Origin of the sequence: Rathayibacter sp. Leaf248 (assembly GCF_920939495.1) — a bacterium.
Classification (GTDB): Bacteria; Actinomycetota; Actinomycetes; order Actinomycetales; family Microbacteriaceae; genus Rathayibacter; species Rathayibacter caricis.
Window position 1 is genome coordinate 1 of the sequence record NZ_CAKLAV010000005.1, and the last position, 5,568, is coordinate 5,568.

The window sequence follows — 5,568 nt, forward strand, 5'->3', positions numbered from 1 at the left end:
GCCGGGTTTTGTGATCCGGTTGGGATTCCTTTGGAAATTGATGTCAGTAATGATGTCTTATTTGCTAGAGGTCAAACTTGACTTCCTTCTCTTCGGGGTTGGAGTCGTAATTTTTTTACGGAGAGTTTGATCCTGGCTCAGGACGAACGCTGGCGGCGTGCTTAACACATGCAAGTCGAACGATGAAGCCCAGCTTGCTGGGTGGATTAGTGGCGAACGGGTGAGTAACACGTGAGTAACCTGCCCTTGACTCTGGGATAAGCGCTGGAAACGGCGTCTAATACCGGATACGACCTGCCCCGGCATCGGGTGCGGGTGGAAAGTTTTTCGGTCAAGGATGGACTCGCGGCCTATCAGCTTGTTGGTGAGGTAATGGCTCACCAAGGCGACGACGGGTAGCCGGCCTGAGAGGGTGACCGGCCACACTGGGACTGAGACACGGCCCAGACTCCTACGGGAGGCAGCAGTGGGGAATATTGCACAATGGGCGAAAGCCTGATGCAGCAACGCCGCGTGGGGGATGACGGCCTTCGGGTTGTAAACCTCTTTTAGTAGGGAAGAAGGACTTCGGTTTGACGGTACCTGCAGAAAAAGCACCGGCTAACTACGTGCCAGCAGCCGCGGTAATACGTAGGGTGCAAGCGTTGTCCGGAATTATTGGGCGTAAAGAGCTCGTAGGCGGTTTGTCGCGTCTGCTGTGAAAACCCGAGGCTCAACCTCGGGCCTGCAGTGGGTACGGGCAGACTAGAGTGCGGTAGGGGAGAATGGAATTCCTGGTGTAGCGGTGGAATGCGCAGATATCAGGAGGAACACCGATGGCGAAGGCAGTTCTCTGGGCCGTTACTGACGCTGAGGAGCGAAAGCGTGGGGAGCGAACAGGATTAGATACCCTGGTAGTCCACGCCGTAAACGTTGGGAACTAGATGTGGGGACCTTTCCACGGTCTCCGTGTCGCAGCTAACGCATTAAGTTCCCCGCCTGGGGAGTACGGCCGCAAGGCTAAAACTCAAAGGAATTGACGGGGGCCCGCACAAGCGGCGGAGCATGCGGATTAATTCGATGCAACGCGAAGAACCTTACCAAGGCTTGACATATACCGGAAACTTCCAGAAATGGTTGCCCCGCAAGGTCGGTATACAGGTGGTGCATGGTTGTCGTCAGCTCGTGTCGTGAGATGTTGGGTTAAGTCCCGCAACGAGCGCAACCCTCGTTCTATGTTGCCAGCACGTCATGGTGGGAACTCATAGGAGACTGCCGGGGTCAACTCGGAGGAAGGTGGGGATGACGTCAAATCATCATGCCCCTTATGTCTTGGGCTTCACGCATGCTACAATGGCCGGTACAAAGGGCTGCGATACCGTAAGGTGGAGCGAATCCCAAAAAGCCGGTCTCAGTTCGGATTGAGGTCTGCAACTCGACCTCATGAAGTCGGAGTCGCTAGTAATCGCAGATCAGCAACGCTGCGGTGAATACGTTCCCGGGCCTTGTACACACCGCCCGTCAAGTCATGAAAGTCGGTAACACCCGAAGCCGGTGGCCTAACCCCTTGTGGGAGGGAGCCGTCGAAGGTGGGATCGGTGATTAGGACTAAGTCGTAACAAGGTAGCCGTACCGGAAGGTGCGGCTGGATCACCTCCTTTCTAAGGAGCATCTGGGCACCGCAGGGTGTCCCAGGCGCCAGATCGAAGCGAATGTCTTCGCTGGTAGCTCATGGGTGGAACATTGAACTAGGTGCAGGTCGAGTTCGTCTCGTGTCAGTACAGCCTTCGGGTTGGGAACGCACGGTGCGGAGGGTGGCTTGCACATGCACGCTGTTGGGTCCTGAGGGACCGGGCCGGCTGTCTTCGGATGGTTCGGGTCGACCTTCTGGATCCTTTCTTCACGCCTGGGTGTGTGGGGGAGGGGTACCGCCCGTATTTTGAGAACTACACAGTGGACGCGAGCATCTTAGATTCAGGACTTTCGGGTCTTGGATCGACAGAGGCGCAGGGATGCCTTCGGGTGTTCCTGCAAATCATTGAAATCTGCAATCTTCGAATTGTAGTTTCTTAACTCATGTGATTTTCAAGTTTTTAAGAGCAAACGGTGGATGCCTTGGCATCTGGAGCCGAAGAAGGACGTCGTAATCTGCGATAAGCCTCGGGGAGCTGATAAACGAGCTGTGATCCGAGGATTTCCGAATGGGGAAACCCCGCCAGGCCCCTTGTGGTGACCTGGTGACTCCCGCCTGAATATATAGGGCGGGTAGAGGGAACGTGGGGAAGTGAAACATCTCAGTACCCACAGGAAGAGAAAACAACAGTGATTCCGTTAGTAGTGGCGAGCGAACGCGGAAGAGGCTAAACCGAGCCATGTGTGATACCCGGCAGGGGTTGCATGGTCGGGGTTGTGGGACTTTTCGTCGTGTTCTGCCGAGCACGGAACGTTACAGCGCATCATAGACGAACAGGTTTGAATGCCTGGCCAGAGCGGGTGCGAGCCCCGTAGTCGAAATGGTGTTATGGCGTGAAGAGTATCCCAAGTAGCACGGGGCCCGAGAAATCCCGTGTGAATCTGTCAGGACCACCTGATAAGCCTAAATACTCCCAGATGACCGATAGCGGACAAGTACCGTGAGGGAAAGGTGAAAAGTACCCCGGGAGGGGAGTGAAATAGTACCTGAAACCGTTTGCTTACAAACCGTCGGAGCCTCCTAGTAGGGGTGACGGCGTGCCTTTTGAAGAATGAGCCTGCGAGTTAGTGCTCTGTGGCGAGGTTAACCCGTGTGGGGCAGCCGTAGCGAAAGCGAGTCCGAATAGGGCGATTCAGTCGCAGGGTCTAGACCCGAAGCGAAGTGATCTATCCATGGCCAGGTTGAAGCGACGGTAAGACGTCGTGGAGGACCGAACCCACTTCAGTTGAAAATGGAGGGGATGAGCTGTGGATAGGGGTGAAAGGCCAATCAAACTTCGTGATAGCTGGTTCTCTCCGAAATGCATTTAGGTGCAGCGTTGCGTGTTTCTTGCCGGAGGTAGAGCTACTGGATGGCCGATGGGGCCCAAAAGCTTACTGACGTCAGCCAAACTCCGAATGCCGGTAAGTGAGAGCGCAGCAGTGAGACTGTGGGGGATAAGCTTCATAGTCGAGAGGGAAACAACCCAGACCACCAACTAAGGTCCCTAAGCGCGTGCTAAGTGGGAAAGGATGTGGAGTTGCACAGACAACCAGGAGGTTGGCTTAGAAGCAGCCACCCTTGAAAGAGTGCGTAATAGCTCACTGGTCAAGTGATTCCGCGCCGACAATGTAACGGGGCTCAAGCACGCCACCGAAGTTGTGGCATTGACATTTTGTGGTAGGCCTTCGTGGTCCAGCCGTGTTGATGGGTAGGAGAGCGTCGTGTGGCGAGTGAAGCGGCGGTGTGAACCAGCCGTGGACGCCACACGAGTGAGAATGCAGGCATGAGTAGCGAAAGACGGGTGAGAAACCCGTCCTCCGGAAGACCAAGGGTTCCAGGGTCAAGCTAATCTTCCCTGGGTAAGTCGGGACCTAAGGCGAGGCCGACAGGCGTAGTCGATGGACAACGGGTTGATATTCCCGTACCGGCGAAGAACCGCCCAAGACAATCCAGTAGTGCTAAGTATCTGAATCCCTCTGATGGATCCCTTCGGGGTGAAGCGTTGGGCCTAGCGTACGACCCCGTGCTGGTGCGTTTAGCGTATTAACAGGTGTGACGCAGGAAGGTAGCCGAGCCGGGCGATGGTTGTCCCGGTCTAAGGATGTAGGGCGAACGATAGGCAAATCCGTCGTTCATATAGCCTGAGATCTGATGGGTAGACGCAAGTCGAAATCGGTGATCCTATGCTGCCAAGAAAAGCATCGACGCGAGGTTCTAGCCGCCCGTACCCCAAACCGACTCAGGTGGTCAGGTAGAGAATACCAAGGAGATCGAGAGAATCGTGGTTAAGGAACTCGGCAAAATGCCCCCGTAACTTCGGGAGAAGGGGGGCCTGAGGCGTGAACGGACTTGCTCCGGGAGCGTTCGATGGCCGCAGAGACCAGTGGGAAGCGACTGTTTACTAAAAACACAGGTCCGTGCTAAGTCGCAAGACGATGTATACGGACTGACGCCTGCCCGGTGCTGGAAGGTTAAGAGGAACGGTTAGCCGCAAGGCGAAGCTGAGAATTTAAGCCCCAGTAAACGGCGGTGGTAACTATAACCATCCTAAGGTAGCGAAATTCCTTGTCGGGTAAGTTCCGACCTGCACGAATGGCGTAACGACTTCCCAGCTGTCTCAACCGCGAACTCGGCGAAATTGCATTACGAGTAAAGATGCTCGTTACGCGCAGCAGGACGGAAAGACCCCGTGACCTTTACTATAGTTTGGTATTGGTGTTCGGTGTGGCTTGTGTAGGATAGGTGGGAGACGTTGAAGCGGGCACGCTAGTGTTCGTGGAGTCATTGTTGAAATACCACTCTGGTCACTCTGGATATCTAACTTCGAACCCTAATCGGGTTCAGGGACAGTGCCTGATGGGTAGTTTAACTGGGGCGGTTGCCTCCTAAAAAGTAACGGAGGCGCCCAAAGGTTCCCTCAACCTGGTTGGCAATCAGGTGGCGAGTGTAAGTGCACAAGGGAGCTTGACTGTGAGACTGACAAGTCGAGCAGGGACGAAAGTCGGGACTAGTGATCCGGCAGTGGCTTGTGGAAGCGCTGTCGCTCAACGGATAAAAGGTACCTCGGGGATAACAGGCTGATCTTGCCCAAGAGTCCATATCGACGGCATGGTTTGGCACCTCGATGTCGGCTCGTCGCATCCTGGGGCTGGAGTAGGTCCCAAGGGTTGGGCTGTTCGCCCATTAAAGCGGTACGCGAGCTGGGTTTAGAACGTCGTGAGACAGTTCGGTCCCTATCCGCTGCGCGCGTAGGAAATTTGAGAAGATCTATCCCTAGTACGAGAGGACCGGGATGGACGAACCTCTGGTGTGTCAGTTGTTCCGCCAGGAGCACCGCTGATTAGCTACGTTCGGAACGGATAACCGCTGAAAGCATCTAAGCGGGAAGCCGGCTTCGAGATGAGATTTCCATCCCTTCGGGGGAGAGGCTCCCAGCCAGATTACTGGGTTGATAGGCCGGATGTGGAAGACAGGACTAAAGACTGTCGGAGCTGACCGGTACTAATAAGCCGATAACTTGATAATCACTACACTCATACCGTTGTAAAGGCTGGTAGGAGTGGTCAGAGATTGCTTGCGTCCACTTTGTGGTTCCCAGAATACGGGCACCGCACCACCGGGAGGTGGTGCATATAATTGAATACACGCTTGACGTGTAACCCAGATTTGACCCCCACCAGCACCGTGTGTGCGGTGGGTGTGTCGCAAGGGTTACGGCGGCTATAGCGAGAGGGAAACGCCCGGTCACATTCCGAACCCGGAAGCTAAGACTCTCAGCGCCGATGGTACTGCAGGGGGGACCCTGTGGGAGAGTAGGACACCGCCGGACACCATTCACGATGGCCACCCAGAAATGGGTGGCCATCGCTGTTTAACCCACCACCCGCACCACCAGGCCCTGCACACGCAGAAGA

Annotated in this window: 3 rRNA genes; all 3 read left to right on the forward strand. The window is 55.3% G+C overall.

Features of this window, described 5'->3' with window-relative positions:
• Positions 1 to 114 precede the first annotated feature (114 nt).
• A 16S ribosomal RNA gene (locus LRG51_RS19465) occupies positions 115 to 1,640 on the forward strand.
• A gap of 422 nt (positions 1,641 to 2,062) precedes the next feature.
• Positions 2,063 to 5,179: ribosomal RNA gene (locus tag LRG51_RS19470) — 23S ribosomal RNA — on the forward strand.
• 187 nt (positions 5,180 to 5,366) lie between these two features.
• Positions 5,367 to 5,483 (forward strand): 5S ribosomal RNA (rrf, locus tag LRG51_RS19475).
• Together the 16S, 23S and 5S rRNA genes form the textbook arrangement of a ribosomal RNA operon.
• Positions 5,484 to 5,568 lie beyond the last annotated feature (85 nt).